Annotated in this window: 16 protein-coding genes; 8 read left to right on the plus strand and 8 right to left on the minus strand. The window is 59.7% G+C overall.

Annotated features, from left to right (window positions below; genetic code table 11):
* Nucleotides 1-3: 3 nt before the first annotated feature.
* The 8 genes from tssG to tssA all read right to left on the minus strand — a co-directional run bounded on the left by tssG (nt 4) and on the right by tssA (nt 8,775).
* Nucleotides 4-1,008 (minus strand): type VI secretion system baseplate subunit TssG, encoded by a 1,005-nt coding sequence (gene tssG / locus WDZ78_RS17290; protein WP_425673708.1) that lies wholly within the window; start codon nt 1,006-1,008, stop codon nt 4-6.
* A 9-nt stretch (nt 1,009-1,017) separates the two neighbouring features.
* On the minus strand, nt 1,018-2,799 hold the full coding sequence (tssF, locus tag WDZ78_RS17295; protein WP_425673709.1) for a type VI secretion system baseplate subunit TssF: 1,782 nt from the start codon (nt 2,797-2,799) through the stop codon (nt 1,018-1,020).
* The gene (tssE, locus tag WDZ78_RS17300; RefSeq protein WP_003504539.1) at nt 2,792-3,301 is read right to left on the minus strand and encodes a type VI secretion system baseplate subunit TssE; all 510 of its coding nucleotides are present in this window, start codon (nt 3,299-3,301) and stop codon (nt 2,792-2,794) included. The genes tssF and tssE overlap by 8 nt, the downstream gene beginning before the upstream one ends.
* Nucleotides 3,294-4,118 carry a type VI secretion system accessory protein TagJ gene (locus WDZ78_RS17305; protein ID WP_425673710.1) on the minus strand — a complete coding sequence of 275 codons (825 nt, stop codon included), beginning with the start codon at nt 4,116-4,118 and terminating at the stop codon, nt 3,294-3,296. The genes tssE and WDZ78_RS17305 overlap by 8 nt, the downstream gene beginning before the upstream one ends.
* A complete protein-coding gene (gene tssC / locus WDZ78_RS17310) occupies nt 4,115-5,509 on the minus strand; it encodes a type VI secretion system contractile sheath large subunit (RefSeq protein WP_425673711.1) in 1,395 nt (464 codons plus the stop codon). The genes WDZ78_RS17305 and tssC (WDZ78_RS17310) overlap by 4 nt, the downstream gene beginning before the upstream one ends.
* Nucleotides 5,510-5,565: 56 nt before the next feature.
* Entirely contained in the window at nt 5,566-7,047 is a 1,482-nt protein-coding gene (gene tssC, locus WDZ78_RS17315) for a type VI secretion system contractile sheath large subunit (protein ID WP_003504545.1), read from the minus strand.
* A 98-nt stretch (nt 7,048-7,145) separates the two neighbouring features.
* Complete coding sequence (tssB, locus tag WDZ78_RS17320) at nt 7,146-7,655, minus strand: type VI secretion system contractile sheath small subunit (protein WP_020010212.1); 510 nt, start codon at nt 7,653-7,655, stop codon at nt 7,146-7,148.
* Nucleotides 7,656-7,722: 67 nt separating this feature from the next.
* Complete coding sequence (gene tssA, locus WDZ78_RS17325) at nt 7,723-8,775, minus strand: type VI secretion system protein TssA (protein WP_080864573.1); 1,053 nt, start codon at nt 8,773-8,775, stop codon at nt 7,723-7,725.
* A gap of 220 nt (nt 8,776-8,995) precedes the next feature.
* Between tssA and tssH the strand changes: the two genes are divergently transcribed.
* The 8 genes from tssH (at nt 8,996) to WDZ78_RS17365 (ending at nt 17,574) form a co-directional block, all read left to right on the plus strand.
* Entirely contained in the window at nt 8,996-11,650 is a 2,655-nt protein-coding gene (tssH, locus tag WDZ78_RS17330; protein WP_425673712.1) for a type VI secretion system ATPase TssH, read from the plus strand.
* Between the two features lie 58 nt (nt 11,651-11,708).
* Entirely contained in the window at nt 11,709-12,185 is a 477-nt protein-coding gene (locus WDZ78_RS17335) for an Hcp family type VI secretion system effector (protein ID WP_003504561.1), read from the plus strand.
* Between the two features lie 109 nt (nt 12,186-12,294).
* Nucleotides 12,295-12,684 (plus strand): Rap1a/Tai family immunity protein, encoded by a 390-nt coding sequence (locus WDZ78_RS17340; protein ID WP_425673713.1) that lies wholly within the window; start codon nt 12,295-12,297, stop codon nt 12,682-12,684.
* A gap of 11 nt (nt 12,685-12,695) precedes the next feature.
* Nucleotides 12,696-13,196, plus strand: coding sequence for a type VI secretion system amidase effector protein Tae4 (locus WDZ78_RS17345; protein WP_425673714.1), 501 nt, complete (start codon nt 12,696-12,698; stop codon nt 13,194-13,196).
* Nucleotides 13,197-13,209: 13 nt separating this feature from the next.
* Nucleotides 13,210-15,573 (plus strand): type VI secretion system tip protein TssI/VgrG, encoded by a 2,364-nt coding sequence (gene tssI / locus WDZ78_RS17350; protein WP_425673715.1) that lies wholly within the window; start codon nt 13,210-13,212, stop codon nt 15,571-15,573.
* An 8-nt stretch (nt 15,574-15,581) separates the two neighbouring features.
* Nucleotides 15,582-16,178 (plus strand): DUF4123 domain-containing protein, encoded by a 597-nt coding sequence (locus WDZ78_RS17355; protein ID WP_425673716.1) that lies wholly within the window; start codon nt 15,582-15,584, stop codon nt 16,176-16,178.
* Nucleotides 16,175-16,654: a hypothetical protein gene (locus WDZ78_RS17360; protein ID WP_425673717.1), complete on the plus strand. Its 480-nt coding sequence runs from the start codon at nt 16,175-16,177 to the stop codon at nt 16,652-16,654. The genes WDZ78_RS17355 and WDZ78_RS17360 overlap by 4 nt, the downstream gene beginning before the upstream one ends.
* Nucleotides 16,651-17,574 carry an HNH endonuclease gene (locus WDZ78_RS17365; RefSeq protein ID WP_003504568.1) on the plus strand — a complete coding sequence of 308 codons (924 nt, stop codon included), beginning with the start codon at nt 16,651-16,653 and terminating at the stop codon, nt 17,572-17,574. Before WDZ78_RS17360 ends, WDZ78_RS17365 begins: the two co-directional genes overlap by 4 nt.
* The last annotated feature ends 4 nt before the right edge of the window (nt 17,575-17,578 follow it).

The raw sequence follows: 17,578 nt of genomic DNA on the forward strand, positions 1-17,578 counted from the left end.
CCCTCACGCGGAAATTACCGAGCCTTCCGGCTCGGTCACCACAGCATCGGCGCTGTCTTTTTGTGCAGGCGCCACACGAGCCCAGCTGTTCCAGCCGAGACGGGCGGGAGCATCGGACTGGCCGAGGCGGCAAAAGGGAATGTCCTCCTTTTTCAGGATCACCTGCACATCGAAATGTAATGCGCTTCCGATGAACAGGCGCGTCAGCGAAAATATCTCAGCAAGCCGCTTCGATCCGGGCGTCAGGGCCAGATAATCCGCATAGGCGACAGGACCGATCACGACCCGGAAACCGCCGCTCATGTCTTCGACAGCGCTTCCCGCCGTCGTGTTCTGTCCGAGCCTCAGCCCGGATGCCTGCCCGAGCTGGCTTTGTTCGTGAAGCGGCAAAGCCACCCATCGCCGGCGAAACTGTTCGACATTGACCGGAAGTCCCGTGAATTCGCAAAGCATTGATGTCAGCGCCGAAACATTGCGGTTGCGGCCGGCCAGCAGCCCGCTGAAACGCAGGAGCGCATCTTCACTCACGCCTGCCTTCTCGACCAGACCGGCTGTGCGGAACCCGGTGAGTGCGAGCAAGGTTTTGCGAAAACCGTTTTCCTGCTGCTCGACCGACCAGCGCAATCCCCTTGCGAGGCGGTATTTTTCCGTTGCGGATACGAATAATTCGCTGAATCTCGCCGCGAACAGATTGAAGAAGCTTGCCAGCGCGCCGGAGCGATTGCGTTCCTCCCGCTGCAGCAATTCGCCATAGGCCGGCGGCAGCGAACCGAGCGGCCCGACAATGGGCGCGAAAGCGGATTTCAGTTCGGCCTGGCCTCGTTTGTGATTGAAACCGCTGATCGCCAGCGGAGTAGGCTGTGTTCCGCCATGGGCGCCGATGACAATCCCGTCATCCACCGAAACGAGCTGGGCGACGCGAAACGCGGTGGCGGGCTCAAAACGACCGGGATCGTCGCTGAGAAGCGCCGCCTGCCGGTCTTTCATGGTTGGCGTTTGCTGTTCCATCCCGGTCTCCTAGAGCAGCGGCCGGTCGGCCGCACGGGCAGGCCAGCGGGCAATCGGTTTGGAGTGGCCGCGCATCGTCGCCGTCAGCCGCGTGAAACTGTTGATCGAGGTGTAGAGCCCGAAGAAATGGTTGAGGACATTGGCGAAAACAAATGCGGCAGGTCGCGCGATCAGCGCGGGATCGAACTCCACGGTGATGTCAGTTCCCGGCACCATGGCCGAGCCGATCCGGGCATGGGAATTCTGCGCCTCGACATTGCTGATCGCCTCCACGAGCTGCCGGGTTTCCGGGCTGTCCCTGAAGGAATAAAGCGACAGAATGTCCTTCAGTGGTGCGCCGCCGCTGTCGGTGAGGGACAGATGGTTGAGGAGGAGATGCGAGATCAGCCGCCATTCACGCGCCGAACGCTCGTTGACGCGGATCGCCGCTGTCGGCGGCATCAGCGCATGGATGGATTTTACAGCCTCGTTGCCGGTCGAAAGCTGCAGGAAGGGGTGTCCGCCGCCAAAGGGGAGCTGGCTTGGCAGCTCGCGATTGATGCACAGCGTATCGATGCTCGCCACCATGTCGAGCGGTCCAAGCGGTCCGCGCTTCTGATCCACGAAGGCGATGTCCGTATCGGAAGAACCATCGTCATCGAACCGGCGCTGTATCTGCCAGAACACGTTCGCGCCATTATTGCGCTGTGTGCGGCCGAAGAACGGGGAGGTCTTTTCGGTCTGCCCGGAGCGGCTGGTCAGCTGGACGTTTTCGACGGCGTAGATTTCGCGGGTCCGCTGCCGTCGTGCGTCCGGCAGCAGGCGGTATTCCGTGCGCGTGCCATCAAGGCTCAGCGGTTCGCAGCTTTGTTTGAACAGGTTGATGACCGGCGAGGCGTTCAGCACGAAATCCCTGACCGACACCATGCGCTCAAGCTGCGTATCCGCCGCATCCAGATAGATGTAAAGTTCGCAATCGCCGCCGCTCCATTTGCCCAGCCCGTCGATGTCGAGAAAGAGAAATTTCTGCGGCAACGCGAAGAATTCGGTGAGAAGCCGGTATCCGTCAAAACTGTTGGCCGGATAGGGCAACATGGCCTGATCGCGCGTATAGCCGGATGGCCAGAGATTGCCGGCGGGCAGGAAAACGGCTTCCTTGTCCTCGGCGTGACGCGCAAGCGCCATACCCACGCAATGATTGGTCAAAAGCTCGTAAAGCGCCGTGGCCTGCTGCCAGGCGGCGGACAGGAAAATCTGAAGCTTCGTCAGCCCCATTTCCGGGAAAGTGCCGCCGCGCGGCGCCGTGCTGCGCAGCGAAAGCCGCAGGCAGCTGGCGGCGCCGGCGAAGGAGGCCGAAAACGGCGCGTCGATCGGCTGGCCCGACAAGGTTGCGGCTGCGATTTGCAGCGGCGCGATCTCCACCGCCTGCGTGGTGCGAAAACGGCAGCTTTCACCGCCGACGGGTTCGGCGAGGATTTCACTGTGCCTTGGGAGCGTCTGCACGGTTGCGAGCGTCGTGCTCGGGGTGAACTGCACCACGCTCATGGACGGGATGGGCGCAAGATAATGCGGATAGAGCGTTTCCAAGAGGCTGTCCGACAGTTCGGGAAATTCGTCGTCCAGTTTCTGGCGCACACGGGCGGCGGAGTAGGCGAAGCTCTGGATCAGCCGCTCGACATGCGGGTCGTCGGCGACATCTCCCGTCATGCGCAGCCTGCCGGCGATTTTCGGAAACGCCGCCGCGAAACGCGATGCGCGTTTTCTCAGGGCAAAAAGTTCGTCATTGTATTTTTCGAGAAAGCCGTCAGCCATTCGTCGCCTCCACCAGGAAACGTTGCGTAGACGGATCGATCCGGGATTCGAAGCTGATCGGCGGCATGCCTTCCTGAAGGCGGAAACTTGCCTGTATGCGCATGCGAAGCGCCCGATCGCCATCCGTGCGGTTTTTCAGGATTGTCACATGCACGTCGGCAAGGCGGGTTTCGAACAGGGAAATCCGCCGTTCGATGCTGCGCGCGAGCCGCGCTTTGGAAGCATCCGTCACCAGATTGGCCGAGAGAATACCGTCCACGCCATAGCTCACCAGCGCATCGGACAGTTCCTTCAGCGCCGCCGGCGGGCCGGCGGGGTTACGGCGGGTATTGAGCAATGCCTCGAGATCGCGGCGGATCACCTCACGCATTTCGCGCGCCTGATCCTTCAGGCTCACGAGCGCGTCCGTTTCGGCATCCGGCGCGTCATCGAGCAGCCGGTCCAGAACGGAGCGCGACAGCGTTCTCTGCCGTGCGCGATATTGCTCGAGCGGATCAACCACGGGCGATCTGCCTTTCATCGTCGGAGGCGGCGGCAAGAGAACCGATTTCGTGGAACGGCACGACATCGTCGCCAATCAGCAGGCAGCGCTGGCCTTGCCCGGTCGCCAGCGGTTGCTCCCCTTCGCTCCAGCGCGTCTCCCGGCCAAGGAGAAGGCCGACATCGTCCTTTGCGCCGTGATAGATGGCCGGAAGCAGCACGGATGCGACCGCGCCGTCGCGCAGCGTCAATTCGGCGCCGCGGAAAGCGAGGTCACGCGGGCGGCTCATGGGGTCGATGGTGAGGCTTTCGATGCGGCCGTAATCGATCCACAGATAGCGGCCGCCATTGGTCAGCACTTCCAGCGCGTGCGGAATCCGGTCGTCCAGATCGCGGATATCGCCGGCGCTTTTGCCATTATGGCCGATCGTCACATTGCCACGTTTTTCGTCGAGTTCAGCCAGCGCGGTTCCGGCGTCATCCGCGTCACCGCTGCGTGCGGCGATATTCGCCCGGATGGCCAGCTGATCGAGTTCGGACGGACCGCCTGGAAAATCCGGCACCGCGCCGGTTTCGAACCATGCATTGCGTGCGGCCATGGCGCGCAGCTGGTGGCGGAAGAGAGAAAAACCGACACTTTCCTGCGGCGAGAATGTTGCGGCCAGATTGCATTGCGCATCGGCCTTCTCATAATCGCCGGCGAGGACCAGCAGGTCGATGTAGAAATGGCGGCCATCCTTGTCGGTGGGCTTCGTCTTGACGTGTTCGCGTGCAAGCCCGATCGCCTCTTGCAGACGGTCATCATCGAGAAGGCGGGAAATGTCGTCGCGCAGCGTCATGCGGATATCCTTTGCGGCTCGGCCGAAGATCGGGATGCGGCCGCCGGCGGCATCATGGTTTCGGCAATGAGGTGGAAGCTCGTGGAGACGTCATCGAGCTGGAAATGCGGCTGAAGGCGCACGGTGCAGGAGAATGTTCCGGGCTTGCCGGGAACCTCGAAGACGTTGATCCCGGCAGAGCGCAGCGGGTAGCGCGTGCGCAGCGTCGCTTCCGCATCGTCATTGCCGAGCGTGTAGGAGGAAAGCCAGCCTTCCAGCTTGCGTTCTATCGTCGAGGCGTCGCTCAGCTGGCCGATATCGTCGCGCATGATGACCTTGAGGTAATGCGAGAACCGGGAGGCGCACAGCACATATTGCAGCATGGCCGCGAGGCGGGCGTTCTGTCTTGCCGCTTCGCTGGAATAGTGGCCGGGCGCATGCAGGGACTGGTTGGCGTTGAAGATCGCCATGCCGGAGAGATAGGTGGTGGAGACGGGCACGATGCCGAGGTCGGAAAATTGCTGTTCCTGCCCGGTCGTCAGCTGCACCTCGACAGGCGGCTGCGCGGAAAGGCTGTTGCTCTCGATGCCGAGATCGAGCGGCGGCAATTGCCGGGAAGAGAGCATGCCGCCATCCACGGCGTCTTGCGTCACACCGCGCAGATCCGCAAACCAGCCGGAATCGACGAAATTGCGCACCACCACCGTGGCAAAAGCGAAGGCGGCGTTGCCCCAAAGCAGGGTTTCGCCGCTTTCCGCCACATGCTCGCGGAAGGGAAATCCGTCATCGCGCCCGCGCGCATAGGGCCTGTAGGGCGAGCGAAGCAAAACGCGCGGCGCAACAAGGCCGACAAAACGGGAATCGTCACGCGCACGAAGCGCGTTCCACCGCAGCCGTGATTTCTCCTGTTTCAGCCAGGAAAAATCGTGGACCCGGCTCAGCTCCGAGAAATCCTGCAGGCCGATGGCGGAAGGCGAGGCCGCCGCCACGAAGGGGCAGAAGGCGGCCGCAGCCACCATGCCGATCTGCGACAGCGTGGTGATGGAATCGGCGCCCTCGAGATCATCAGGGGAAAATTCGTAGTCGCCGATCAAAAGGCCGACCGGTTCGCCGCCCGGCATGCCGAATTCGCGATTATAGACGACTTCGAAAAGATGGCTCTGGTCGAAATCGGTGGCGCGTTCCGTGTTGCGGGCAAGGTCGCGCCAGCTGGCGTTCAGCAGCTTCACCTTGACGTCGGTGCCCCGGCCAGCCTCGCGCACCACCATGGCAAGCCCGCGCCATCTCGCTTCCATCGCCTGAAAATCAGGGTGATGGAGAATGGCGTTCAACTGGCCGGTCAGCGCATCGTCGATGAGGGCGATGAGCTGGTCGGCAAATATGCGGGCGTCCGGAAAGGACAGATGCGCCATGAGCGGGCTCCGGGTGAAGAACGGGACCGGGGTGGCCGGACCACCCCGGTCCGGGTTCAGTTCTTGGACGGAATACGGGCGACCATGCGCAGCGAGGTCGTCAGTTCTTCCATCTGCAACCAGGGCCGCATCCATGCGACAGCATTATAGGCGCCGGGTTTGCCCGGCACTTCCTGCACGGTCACCTTGGCATCGCGCAGCGGATATTTCGCCCGGCTTTCTTCGCCCGCTTCGTCATTGGCGTTGACGTAATTGGCAATCCAGCGATTGAGCCAGACTTCGCAATCGGACGCTTCCATGAAGGAGCCGATCTTGTCGCGGCCCATCACTTTGAGATAATGCGCAAAACGCGACGTGGCCATGATGTAGGGCAGGCGGGCCGAAACGGCGGCGTTGGCCGTGGCTTCGGGCTTGTCGTAAAGCTTCGGCTTGTGTGCCGTCTGGGCACCGAAGAACACAGCATAATCCGTGTTCTTGTAGTGGCAGAGCGGCAGGAAACCGAGCTTGCCCAGTTCAGCGTCGCGGCGGTCGGTAATGCCAACTTCCGTCGGGCATTTCAGATCGAGATCGCCGTCATCGCTGGAGAAGACGTGCATGGGCAGATTTTCCACCCGGCCGCCATTTTCCGCGCCACGGATCGCCGTGCACCAGCCGCTCTTTGCAAAAGCGTCTGTGAGCTTCGTGCCCATGACATAGGCGGCGTTCATCCAGCAATATTCGTCATGCTGCAGGTCGCCATTCACCGCGCCCTTGGTCTCGTCATAGGCGAAATCATCGATCGGGTTGGTTTTGGGGCCATAGGGCATGCGCGCCAGCACACGCGGAAGAGCGAGCGTCACGAAACGGGAATCGTCGCTTTCACGGAAGCTGCGCCATTTGGCGTACTCCACCGTATCGAAGATTTTCTCCAGATCGCGCGGACGGGCGAGATCGCGGTAATCCTCGAAACCGAACATGTGCGGGCTCGCCGCCGAGATGAACGGTGCGAAAGCCGCCGCCGCAATTGACGAGACGCCCTGCAGCAACTGTACGTCATCGAAGGAGTTGTCGAATTCATAGTCACCGATGATCGCGCCGAGCGGCTCGCCGCCGGGGGTGCCGAATTCATCTTCATAGATCGCCTTGAAGAGGCGCGACTGATCGAATTCCACGGCCTTTTCCAGATCGCGCGCCAGTTCCCGCTTGCCGGAATTCATGACGCGGATCTTGAGGTTGACGCTCGTCTCGGAATTCTTGACGAGATAGTTGAGCCCGCGCCAGGTGCCTTCCAGCTTGGCGAATTCCGGCGCCTGCATGATGGCGGCAAGCTGTTCGGAAATCGTCCGGTCCAGTTCGGCAATGGCGTGGTTGAGGGTTACGGTGAGGTTGCGGTCGTATTTGACCGTTCCCTTCAGCGCCTGGTCGGTCAGCGTGCGCAGAAGATTTTGCGCGCGGTCCGGTTCGGTCTGGCGGGTTGCGGCAACCACCTTGGACAGCAGTCCCTGATCTTCGGCGGTCGTTGCCTGTGCTTCGTTTTTCAGCAGGCTTTCAGCGCTCATGTTTCAGTCCTTCCACATGCGGCTTTGAAAAATGCCGCTTGAACAGTTGAAGCCCCGCAATGGGGGCCGTTCGGGGAGGGTTTCCTCCGCACAGGCGATTATTTGCTCGCGCCGTTCTTTTCCTTGAGTTCGGAAACCAGCGTTGCGAGATCGGTCTTGTTCTGCAGAATATCTTCCAGCATCCGTTCCAGATCTTCAGAACGGTCGGCCTTGGAAAGCAGGTCGCGCAGTTCGTTGCGGGCGTCCAGAAGCGCCTTCAGCGCAGGAACCTGCTGCACGACGGCGCCGGGTTCGAAATCGTCCATGCTTTCGAATTTCAGGTTGACCTGCATGTCCGTCCCATCTTTCTGCAGCGTGTTGGCAACGGAAATGTTGAGGCCGGGGGTCATGCGGCGCATCACCTCATCGAAGTTGTCGCGGTCGATCTGAACGAACTTGCGCTCGCCGAACGGCTTCAGCGGCTGGGTGGGGTTGCCGGAGAAATCACCCAGCACGCCGACGACGAAGGGCAGTTCCTTGACCACCATCGCGCCTTCGGTTTCGACTTCGTATTTGATGTGAACGCGGGGCTTGCGAACCCGCTCCAGCTTTTCATGTACACTTGCCATTTCAACCTCCTTGATGCCCCTTGGCATGGCTGACTGTTAGGGGACGGCGTCTCCCGTCCCTTGCCCGTTATTTTCCGTTTTCTCCGCCGGGCTTGATCCCGGCGGCCGTCAGAACTGCGTTGCGGGCCTGCGTTTCGGGCAGAAGCTCCGCCAGCAGTTCCGAAAAATCCATGCGCCCCCTGCGAACCAGCGTTTCGATGGAGAGCGAGATCGGCGAGTGCGGCTCGGTCCGGCGAAAGTAACGCGCAACCGAAAGAAGAGTTTCAAAGGCCTCATCGCGTGAAGATATGCCTTCCGGCGAGGCTGCGGATATCCGCACCGCAGGTTGCCCGCCCTCGTCAGTGTCCGCAACAGCGGTCGCCGCCTGCTCAACCGGGGCCGGCTCCTTTTCGCGCCCGCCCAGCGTGCGGATGGCGGCGGCGGCTTCGATGAGCGTATTGCGGATATTGGAACTGGGTGGCGCGAACTGGCCGCAGCGTTCGGAAAGAACCGCCATGATGGCGTCGAAGCTGGAGAGACAGGCGTTTACCTCGGCCAGATGGGAAGACATGGCGGCAACGCCCGCTTCGGATGCCAGCCGATACAGTTCTTCGCGCCGTTTGCTCTCGGTTGGCCGCTGCGCCAGCTGGAAATCCCAGAGGCTGTGCTCGCCAAATTTCCCTCCGGGGATCAGCGGTGCAAGCCGGAGCGGCTGAACAAGTGTTCCTTCGGTGCCGATGCCGTTCAATCCCGCAAAAGGTGCAAATTTTTCCTCATCATTATCGTCGCTGATCGAGCGCAATGAGTCCCAGTGGTTGTAAAAAAGATCATTACAAAGCTCATAGATTTCGCGCAGTCCAGGAAAGCCGCGCAACCGCAGGCTTGCTTCGGAAAGCCACGCCAATATTTCTATGTCCTTGCTTTCGGAATATATAATCTGCAATCCAAGATTGCTGACACTGTCCCAGCTACTGGAGATCTTTAAGTTATCCTGAGGGGAGGTGGCGCGCTCTTCTGTGCGTGCCTGGTTTCTTTCATCCTTAATTCTATAGTATAGTTCACGCGTTCTTGAATCATTGCGGATATTATCTCCGCAATTCCCTAAAAGTTCTACATCTGTTTTAACATGCTTCGTATCCAAAGGTAGTCTATCCCCAGAAAATAGTAATGGATTTTTTGTAGTTACTTCCCTTACGTGAGGCTATTGATCAGACAGACTTATTCAAAATGTGTCTAAATTGTGGCGTCTACCCTCTAATCTAACCCGATAAAAAATAAACTTCGGGGTGGACAACCCGGTTTCATCATCATAGTTATTCCACGTCACGTTGTGGAATGAACCCGGGCAGGAGGCTCATTGCATGTCGCATATCGATCTCAATCGCCTCGTTGAAGCGCTTGAGCCTGACCTGCGCGTCACCCTTGAAGCTGCGGCTTCTGTCGCGGTGCGTATGGGGCACAGGTACGTGGATATCCCGCATTGGCTGCTGGCGGTTGTAGATGCCGGCATCTATGCGAAAACATTCGAGGAATTAAAAATTCCACTTCCGGTGTTGCAGGCAGAAATCGGCCGCAGCCTGGAAGAGGCCGTGATCGGCGACGGCGAGGCATTGTCGCTCTCCCAGAACATCCTGACGGCGGGCCGCGAGGCATGGGTTCTTGCTTCGCTGGAGGCCGGGCGCGACCGCGTGACGCTCTGCGACCTGCTTCTGGCGATGGACGAGGAAACCTCGCTCCGCTCTTTCGTCCGCTCCGCTTTTCCGTCGCTGAAAGCGATGGATCGCGCGGCTCTGGAGCGCCTTCGCAGTTCTGTTGAAGACACCGCCGGGAGCGGCGTTCCTTCCACGACGGCGGGTACAGCGCCAGCCGCCGGCCAGAACGATTTTCTACGCCTTTACACCCAGGACATGACCGCCGATGCCCGGAACGGCAAGGTCGATCCGGTGATTGGGCGCGACGATGAACTGCGCCAACTCGTTGATATTCTTACGCGCCGTCGTCAAAATAACCCCATTCTGGTGGGCGAGGCCGGTGTCGGCAAAACGGCGGTTGCGGAAGCGCTGGCGCTGGAGATTGCTTCCGGGAATGTGCCGGAAAAATTGCGCAACGTCCGTCTGTTGAACCTCGATATTTCGCTGCTGCAGGCCGGCGCCGGTGTAAAGGGCGAGTTCGAGCGCCGTCTTCATGGCGTGATCGATGCCGTAAAACGCTCGGCCGAACCGGTTATCCTGTTCATCGATGAGGCGCACGGCCTTGTCGGCGCAGGTGGCGCAGCTGGTCAGGGCGATGCGGCCAATATTCTCAAGCCGGCTCTGGCGCGGGGTGAAGTGCGCACCGTCGCGGCGACGACCTGGAGCGAATATAAGAAATATTTCGAAAAGGATGCGGCGCTGACGCGTCGTTTCCAGCCCGTGCATGTGCGCGAACCTGACGAGACGACCGCGATACGCATGTTGCGCGGTGTCGCCGACAGTTTCGTCAGCCATCACAACGTTATCGTTCGAGATGAGGCGATCGTGGCCGCGGTGCAATTATCCGCGCGTTATATGCCGGCGCGGCAATTGCCGGACAAGGCCGTCAGCCTTCTCGATACGGCCGCCGCGGCCGTTTCGCTGGCGCGGCAGACCCTGCCGGAACGGCTGCGCGCCATGGAAAGCGAGCGGCGTCTTCTGTCCGATGAGTTGAACTGGCTTCTGCGTGAACCGCAGGATGACGAGATTCTGGGCCGTATCCAGTCGATACGCGACGAAGTCGAAAAGCTCGAAAGAGGGATCGACGATCTGCGCAGCCGTTACGATGCAGAAGTGGCTGAACTCAGCGAAGAACAGTCGGCTGAAACCGGTGCATCGAATGTATCGCCCCTGCGGCCTGCGGCTGAGACCAGGCCGGCAAATGCCGAAAGACTTGTGCCGACGGTGGTTGATCGTGAAGCGATTGCATCCGTCGTATCACGCTGGACCGGAATTCCGCTCGGTAAACTCCTGGCCGACCAGATCGAAAGCGCGCGCACTCTGGATGCGCGCATGCGCCAGCGGGTCGTGGGGCAGGATGCCGCAATCGGCCGGATTGCCGATGCCATGCGAACCGCGCGCGCCGGATTGTCCGATCCTCGCCGCCCGCCCGCCGTGTTTTTCCTCGTTGGGATGTCGGGAACGGGCAAGACCGAGACGGCGCTGTCGCTCGCCGATCTGCTCTATGGCGGCAACAGCCATCTGACGACGATCAACATGTCGGAGTTCAAGGAGGAGCATAAGGTTTCGCTGCTTCTCGGCTCGCCGCCCGGTTATGTCGGCTTCGGCGAAGGCGGGGTGTTGACGGAAGCCGTGCGCCGCCGGCCGTTCGGCGTTCTCCTGCTCGATGAGATCGACAAGGCCCATCCCGGCGTTCAGGATATTTTCTATCAGGTGTTTGACAAAGGCGTGCTTCGCGATGGCGAAGGCCGCGATGTCGATTTCAAGAACACCACGATCTTCATGACGGCCAACACCGGATCGGAGCTGCTGGCCGCGCTGTCAGCCGACCCGGATACGATGCCGGAAGGCGAGGCGCTGGAAGCGCTGCTGATGCCGGAGCTGACCAAACAGTTCAAGCCCGCTTTCCTCGGGCGCACGATCATCCTGCCGTTCATGCCGCTCGGTGCGGAAGAACTTGCAAGGATCGTGGACATGCAGATCGGCAAGATCAGGGAGCGTGTTCTGGCAACATACGGCGCCGACCTGACCCTGTCCGATGCCGCGCGCGACGCGTTGGTGGCGCGCGCCGGTGCAAGTGAAATTGGCGCACGCGCCATCGAAATCATGATCGGCAAGGATCTCCTGCCGCCTCTTTCCAGCTTTTTCCTCGAGAAGGTGATCGCGGGAGAACGCGTGGGCAAGATCGTTGTCGATTTTGATGAAAATCGGTTCGGTATTCGTGCCGAAGTGGCTGGGGAGCCAGATGAATTCGCCGCAACCGAAGAGGATGAGGTGGATAAAGTTGCCGCGTCGGAAGGGGCTACCCGACGCATGCGGCATTAAACGAAGGGTAACGCGGCCTCGAAGCAAGAGGTCATTTTCAGCTACAGGAGCTTACAGCATGCCAATTTATCTGCAGATTGACGGTATCCAGGGCGACGCCACGCATGAGGAACACCGCAAGTGGATGGACATCGAAGCCATTCACTGGAACGTGGCACGCAACATGAACACGTCTGCTGGTTCTGCTGCAAACCGCGAAGCATCCGAACCGACTATTTCGGAAGTCATTCTGACCAAGGTCAGCGATTCTTCTTCCACCAAGCTTTTCCAGGAAGCCTGCGCCGGCCGCACTGGCAAGCTCGCAACCATCCATCTGGTGACCACGGGCAATCCGGGCAATACCTATATCGAATACCTGCTGACGAACACACTCATCGCCAGCTACTCGGTGGATTCCAGCGGTGATCGTCCGGTGGAAACCATCAAGCTCAACTTCACCAAGATGGAAGTGAAGTACACGCCGTTCGACGACAACAACTCGCCGCAGTCTCCGATGATCGCCTCCTACGATCTGGCGACGACGAAGGCCGCCTGATAGCGACGCGACCCGGTGCCGGCCCCGGCCGGCACCGGAACGTTTTCATTGCAGTTTTGCAGCTCACGTCGTGATGTTTCTCATCCACGTTGGACGAGGCGGGTTAATCATGCGCTCCCTATATGCGTTTTTTGTTTCCGTGCCGGTTGTTCTGGCTCTGTCCGGTCTTTCTCCGGCCGGTGCCGAGGAACGGACATGGATATTCTCCGGTGCCGAACTCAAGCAGGCCATCGAGGGCAAACTTGCCCCTGATGTGTCTGATCCGGAAATGCGGCGGCTGGTTTCCGTCGCAAAATCGAGCGCCTATATCGCCGGTGTGGCCGATCTGACAAGCGGATCGGACTGGTGCGGTGCGGGCGCCGTGGCGCCCCATGAACTCACCGACCGGATCTACACCTATCTCGGCGATCTTCCTGCGGAAAAACTGGATGAACAGGCAGCCACTCTCGTGCGGGAGGCGCTCAAGGTCTCCTTTCCCTGTGAGCAGAAAAGTAACTAGTGGGACGAACCATGCGTGTTAACTTTGACACTCTCTATAAGAATTACCCGAGCAGCGATCCGTCGCACCCTAACTATGTCAGCCAGCGTGATCTGTTCACGGAAATCGGCTGGGATGATTTCATCGGCAATCCGAACTATCACAATACCTGCGCCATCCGTGTCAGCATCGCTTTCGTGAAGTCGGGCATCAACATCGTGCCTGCCTCGCACCGCATCCAGAAAGGCCCCTATGCCGGAAAGGGCATAGAGGTGAACATGCGCCGCCTCGCCAACCTGATGAAGCGGACGGGCTATCTCGGCGAGCCCGAGCCCTTCACGCCCGCGACGGCGCGTAACGGCATCGGCGCGCGCAACGGCGTCGTCGCCTTCAACAATATCCCCGGCTACACCGGCGGCGGTCATATCGACCTTGTGCGGGGCGGCTCGGAAGCCACCCAATGCGCATCGGCCTGCTACTACAATTCGGAAACGATCTGGTTCTGGCCTCTGCAGTCCAGCCGCGGGTCCTGAATAGGAGTGTCCCATGAACGACCAGCCGTCTTTTTCTGATTTCGTTCAGGCAAGTCGCGTTCTGAAGGTTTCTTCGCCACTCGGCGAGGATCAGCTTCTGCCGGAGCGCCTGACGGTCGAGGAGGGCGTGTCGCAGCTCTTCGACATCCGCCTGACCGTGCGGGCCAAGAAAGAAGCGGTCAAGCCCGAAGAGCTGATCGGACGGCTGGTCGATATCTCCATCGAGATCAGCCAGGGCGAGGGTGATGGCGGCGGTGTTCGCCGCCCGTTCAACGGCCTGGTGACGGAGCTGCATGAAGGCCCGCCTATCACCCGCGGCATGCGCTCCTATGCGCTGACGATCCGCCCGCAAATGTGGCTTCTGTCGCGCCGTTCCGATTGCCGTATCTGGATGGACAAGACGGCGGTCGAGATCGTCGAGACGCTGTTTTCCGAACATGGCATTCCTGCTCCCGACACGTCGGGCATCGTCTCGCCGCCGCCCGCCCAGCACTACAGTGTTCAATGGAATGAGACTGATCTCGACTATCTCACCCGCCGTTTCGAAGAGGACGGCCTGTTCTACTGGTTCAGCCATGAGGATGGTTCCCACAAGCTGCATGTGGCCGATAGCGCCAGTGGCTGGCTCGGTCCGTCGCCGGCCGCCCAGGGGGAGGGGACGGTGCGTCTGGCGCAGGGTTCGTCGGATCGCAACCACATCAGCGACTGGGCGCGGCGTTTTTCCTATGTCTCGGGCCAGCGCGCTGGCGCCGACTGGAATTTCGAGACGCCGGGCATGGTGCCGGGCACGATGACGCCCTCGCTGGTGCAGATGCCGGATGCGACGAAGCGCGAGCTTTACGAGTATCCGGCCCGCATCAAGACGGTGGCAGAGGCCGAGCGCGCGCAAAAACTGCGCACCCAGTCCATCGAAGCCGATCATGACCGGGTGTTCGGTTCGTCGACCACGCGGATTCTGGAGGCCGGCCGCCGTTTCACGCCTTTCGAGGTTGCCCATCCAGAGCATCCCTATGAAGAGCATGTAGTTATCAGGGCAAGCCACAGCATTGTGGATCTCTCCTATGAGACAAACAGCAACGAGCCGGAATATCGCAACCACTTCGAAGCGATCCCGGCTCGTGTGCCGCTGACGCCGCACCGGGCGACGAAGCGCCCGCGCATCGAAGGCACGCAGGTGGCGATCGTCGCCGGCCCTGAAGGCGAAGAAATCCACCCTGACCAATATGGCCGCATCAAGCTGTGGTTCCCGTGGGATCGCAAGGCGAAGAAGGACGGCACGGATACGTGCTGGGTGCGTGTCAGCCAGGCATGGGGTGGTGGCACATGGGGTGCGCAGGTCATTCCGCGCATCGGCATGGAAGTGATGGTGGCCTTCGTCGATGGTGACCCGGACAAACCGCTGGTCATTGGCGTGGTCAACAATCCCGCCAATTCAGTGCCTTATGACCTGCCCGCCAACAAGACGCGCATGGTGCTTCGCTCCAACAGTCACAAGGGGGACGGTTTCAACGAAATCACCTTCGAGGATGAGGCCGGCAAGGAGAACCAGTTCTTCCACGCCCAGAAGGACCAGACGACGCGGGTGTTGAATGACCGGACCAAGCGCATCGACCGCCACGAGGTCGCCTCGGTCGGCGGCAACCGCGCCGTTGAAGTTTCCGGCAACCAGAAACACGAAATCGGTGGTTCGGTGAACACCGTCGTCGGCGGCACGGGGCCGATGGCGATGATGGCCATGGCGGGTGTGCAGGCGCTTTCAGGACAGACAGCGGGCCTCCTTTCGCAGGCCGCCCAGATCGCCGGCGGCGGTGGCCCAGGTGTCGCAGCCTTCGCCACCACACTTGCCTCGTCCGCGCTCGGTTTCCTTGGTGCTGGCGGTATTTCCTCGCGCGAGGGCGTGGTCTCCGGTCCGAGCCCGCGTGCAGATGCGGGCACTGCACTTGCCGGTTCCGGCTCGGGCGTCGGGTCCGATGCGTCGAGTCTGTTTCCGCTGCCGGGCATCATGAACACGATCGTCAGCACGTTCAAATCCGACAGCGTCGGCGTAGCACGGGCTGAACAGATCGGGGTGAGCAAGGTCACGAATGTCGGCCAGACGTCGCTTGAAAGTGTCGGAAAGACAAAGAAGACGACCGTTGGAGAGCGTTACGAAATAAACGTTGGCAAAGCCATTTTTACGCAAACTGAAAATCACACGGTGATCGTGAGCGACAAGATAGTGCTTGCGGCGCCCGGCGGCGTCATCGAGATCAACAAAAACGGGGTGTTTATCAAGGCGTCCAAGTTCGAGGTCAAAGCAAATGCTGTGAACTTCAAGCGCGGCAGCGGCGGCAAAAGCACGAACAAACCCTTTGCTGAAGACTGCTCGAAGAAGTAGGGGCCGACGTGGAACTCAACAGCGAGAAAAGGCAGGAAGTTCTTTCCAAACTGCGGGAGGAGCAAGGAACTGGCGGAACCACTCGCCTTTATGCCGTGGTCGATGCGTCCCGGGCGCCGATGATTATTCCACCAGCGCTTCAAGCCATGACGCACAAGGTTGCATGTCTTTATAGAGGCAATGCGCTTGAGGAATTCGGAGACGATACCGCTTGGGTCGCGGAGATGACATCTGACGAAAGCGTATTGCAATGGCTTATCGACAAAGGCTTTGGCAAGCGATGGTCGGTTTTTCTGCGAACGTCGCATGCGCTGGAGGATGTTGTCCGGCATTTGAGGAAATTTACGGTCGTCAAAGATAGTGAGGGAACCATTCACTTCTTTCGTTATTACGACCCGCGGACTTTGCGCCAGTATCTGCCAGTCCTGACGTCAGAGCAGGCCGCCGTTTTTTTCAAGGGAATTGAGTGTTTTTATTGTGAAAACGATCTGAAGGCGGGAGAATTACTCAAGTTCCGCTTTGAAGGTGGCATTGTACATCGTGCGATCGTGGTGCCTGCTCAGGGCGCAGGCCAGACAAAGGCAGTTGAGAGGATATCGTCATGATCATTGAGTTCGATCCGCGTCAGATGAATGCGATGTTGCACGATGACGATGATTTTACGAATTATTTCACCAGAGAGGTGATTCCGAAGCATTTGCCCAGTTTCGCGGATATGGCTGGGTCGCCCCAGGCTACCGAGATGACGCGCTGGGGCAGGCGTTATGCCGAGCATTTCGGGTTTTCCGACCCGATTTATCAGATTCACTTCGTTGTGCTGATGTGGCGGATCGGACCGGATTTCTTTCTGTTCGAACCTTATAAATCCATTCTAGCCGATCAAAGCCAGACTGAGGAACAACGCATCGAGCGTTGTAACCTTGAACCGACCATGAGCCAGGAAGGGAACGCGATCGCGCGCAGCGACAATGCCTTCTGGTTCCCGCAATATATAAAGAACAACATTCTCGGCGTCCCCTACGACGATATCGAGGAGGAGTTCGAGCGTGAGCGTGCTGCCAAGGCGAGAGACGTTCAATGAGCCAGCACCTCGATGACCTCGTCAATGTTCCTGACACGCGCGAGCTTGAACTGGCCCGTCGCGATCTGGATATGCTGAACCAGCGCTACACCGAAATCGCGAAAGAAGCGGGTTGGCTGGCTGCTTCGTCCATTCCCGTGGTGGGTGGCGTCGTGGATGTCGCGAGCGCCATTGGAAACGCCTGGACTGGGAACTGGGCAGATGCCGGTCTGGATCTCGTCGGTCTCGTTCCCGTCTGGGGTGATGGGGCCAAGGCTGCTGCCAAGGGCACCAAGATCGCGCGGTATGCCGAAAAACTGATGAGTCAGGTTGCTGCTGCCCAACGCAAGGTCAAGGCGCTCGAAGACCACGTACGAAAGTCGGCGGCGGCATCGAAATACTGGGCTTCCAAACGGGGCGAAGCCTACCGGAAGCTTCAGGAAGACCTGAGGAAATGCAACACGAAGGCATGCCGCCAGAAAAAGATAGACGAGTATAAAAATGGCGGCAAATACAAGAACATTCCGCGAGAGGGGAAGTGGTCTGGAGAGCCGGGCAACAGCAAGTGGTCTCCGGAACCGGGAACTCCTGCCGATAAGGCACTGAAAGAGTATGGGCAGGATGGTGTTCAATACCGAAATGGTAAACCCGATTTCTCACCCTTCAGCCAGAAAGGTCCAGACGGCAAGCCCATTGAAGCACGAATACCCGATATGCAGGGCAATCACGCTGCGCGAAATGGCGATTTCGGACAAGCGAGAACGGCGATGAAAGAAAGGTACGGTAGCTGGAACGCTTCCAAGATGGAGGACGGTTACACATGGCACCATAATGAGGATACATCAACGATGCAGCTTGTTGATGAACGAATCCATGCCGTAAAGTCGGGCGGAGGTGCGCATACCGGCGGCGCTTCAGCGGTAAAAGACCCTGCATATTGAGGAG

Source organism: Agrobacterium sp. M50-1 (genome assembly GCF_049843495.1).
Taxonomy (GTDB): Bacteria; Pseudomonadota; Alphaproteobacteria; order Rhizobiales; family Rhizobiaceae; genus Agrobacterium; species Agrobacterium radiobacter.

What these genes read in the sequence shown, in the direction of transcription:
- tssF (WP_425673709.1), bottom strand. Translation starts at nt 2,799, where the DNA reads ATGGCTGACGGCTTTCTCGAAAAATACAATGACGAACTTTTTGCCCTG.
- tssH (WP_425673712.1), top strand. Translation starts at nt 8,996, where the DNA reads ATGTCGCATATCGATCTCAATCGCCTCGTTGAAGCGCTTGAGCCTGAC.
- WDZ78_RS17340 (WP_425673713.1), top strand. Translation starts at nt 12,295, where the DNA reads ATGCGCTCCCTATATGCGTTTTTTGTTTCCGTGCCGGTTGTTCTGGCT.
- tssI (WP_425673715.1), top strand. Translation starts at nt 13,210, where the DNA reads ATGAACGACCAGCCGTCTTTTTCTGATTTCGTTCAGGCAAGTCGCGTT.
- WDZ78_RS17345 (WP_425673714.1), top strand. Translation starts at nt 12,696, where the DNA reads ATGCGTGTTAACTTTGACACTCTCTATAAGAATTACCCGAGCAGCGAT.
- tssB (WP_020010212.1), bottom strand. Translation starts at nt 7,655, where the DNA reads ATGGCAAGTGTACATGAAAAGCTGGAGCGGGTTCGCAAGCCCCGCGTT.
- tssC (WP_425673711.1), bottom strand. Translation starts at nt 5,509, where the DNA reads ATGGCGCATCTGTCCTTTCCGGACGCCCGCATATTTGCCGACCAGCTC.
- WDZ78_RS17360 (WP_425673717.1), top strand. Translation starts at nt 16,175, where the DNA reads ATGATCATTGAGTTCGATCCGCGTCAGATGAATGCGATGTTGCACGAT.
- WDZ78_RS17335 (WP_003504561.1), top strand. Translation starts at nt 11,709, where the DNA reads ATGCCAATTTATCTGCAGATTGACGGTATCCAGGGCGACGCCACGCAT.
- WDZ78_RS17305 (WP_425673710.1), bottom strand. Translation starts at nt 4,118, where the DNA reads ATGACGCTGCGCGACGACATTTCCCGCCTTCTCGATGATGACCGTCTG.
- WDZ78_RS17365 (WP_003504568.1), top strand. Translation starts at nt 16,651, where the DNA reads ATGAGCCAGCACCTCGATGACCTCGTCAATGTTCCTGACACGCGCGAG.
- tssC (WP_003504545.1), bottom strand. Translation starts at nt 7,047, where the DNA reads ATGAGCGCTGAAAGCCTGCTGAAAAACGAAGCACAGGCAACGACCGCC.
- tssG (WP_425673708.1), bottom strand. Translation starts at nt 1,008, where the DNA reads ATGGAACAGCAAACGCCAACCATGAAAGACCGGCAGGCGGCGCTTCTC.